Origin of the sequence: Streptomyces racemochromogenes (assembly GCF_044129415.1) — a bacterium.
GTDB classification, from domain to species: Bacteria; Actinomycetota; Actinomycetes; order Streptomycetales; family Streptomycetaceae; genus Streptomyces; species Streptomyces racemochromogenes_A.
The window spans coordinates 1-1,131 of the sequence record NZ_JBBDHD010000296.1 but is presented as its reverse complement, the minus strand read 5'-3'; the positions used below and the strand labels follow the sequence as shown (position 1 = coordinate 1,131).

Here is a 1,131-nt window from a genome sequence, read left to right as displayed (position 1 = left end):
ACCGGGTTGTAGACCGCGGTGGGGCTGCCGGTGAAGCGGAAGGAGTTGTCCAGCGACTCCCAGGGCGTCCAGCCCGGACCCCCCTTGGTGTTGTACGCGTGGACCATGATCCCGTCGGCGTTGACCGCGAAGGCCTCGGCGGTCGCCGTGTCGGGGTTGTACAGCGTTGCGGCCGTCGGTCCCGAAGCGGCGGGGGCCGGGGTCGGTGCCGGGACGCCGAGCGCGGCGACGATGCGCTGGCCGTCGGCCGCCTGCTGTCCGTAGCGGTCGGGGTACGCCGACCGCTGGACGTTCTGGCACACGGTGCCGATGTCCTGGGACTGCCAGGACCCGCCCGGGTAGGTGCGCTGCATCGCGTTGATGAACGCCGTGGTGGACCAGGCGGGGTCCAGTCGCTGCTGGGTCGAGCCCCAGAAGTCCTGCTGCTGGAAGAGGCCGACGCTGGTGTGGTCCAGCACGTTGGGGTTGTTCTCCAGGGTGCTCTCGACGATGGCTGTGGTGACCGCGATGACGGCGGCCCGCTCCGGCAGGCCGAGGCCGCGGACGGTGGTGACGACGGCCCGGGCACAGGAGACGCGGTAGGCCGTCATGGCGTGCGCCAGGGAGCCGGTGAGCTGCTGGTTCAATTGCGCCGCGACGGCCGCGTCGGCGTCGGTGATCGTCCCGCAGGAACGATTCGGCAGCAGTGCGTAGGCCGGCCCGGTGGTGGCGGTGACCGTGCCGGTGGCTGCGACGGCGGTCAGGGCGAGCGTGGACAGGCTCAGACGAAGGCGACGGTTCACGGGATTCTGACTCCTGGTTGGACGTGGAAGGGTGGAACGGTCGGGCGTGGACGGGCCACGGAACAGGCGTGGCCGGAGGCGGGCGCGGCCGGAGGGAGGGACGAGCGGCGGCCCGGGCCCGGTCGGCGAGCCGACTCGTCGAGCCGGGACCGCGGGTCGGTGGCGTGGTGCTCAGCCGGTCCGGAACTTCGCGCCGCCCAGGGTGTACCAGGGGCTGAAGGGATTGCCGTCGGCGCTGTAGGCGTGGGAGAGGACGCCGTCGGTGCCGATGGCGAAGACTTCGGCGGCGTTGAGGCCGGACTCGTAGACGGCGGACGGGGTGCCGGTGAACTTCCAGGCGGTGTTCAGG

The 1,131-nt window shown here is 71.8% G+C and carries 1 pseudogene; it reads right to left on the bottom strand.

From position 1 onward, the window contains the following. A pseudogene (locus tag WDV06_RS36920) lies at window positions 1-782 on the bottom strand (hypothetical protein); the annotation flags it as partial. Window positions 783-1,131: the final 349 nt, after the last annotated feature.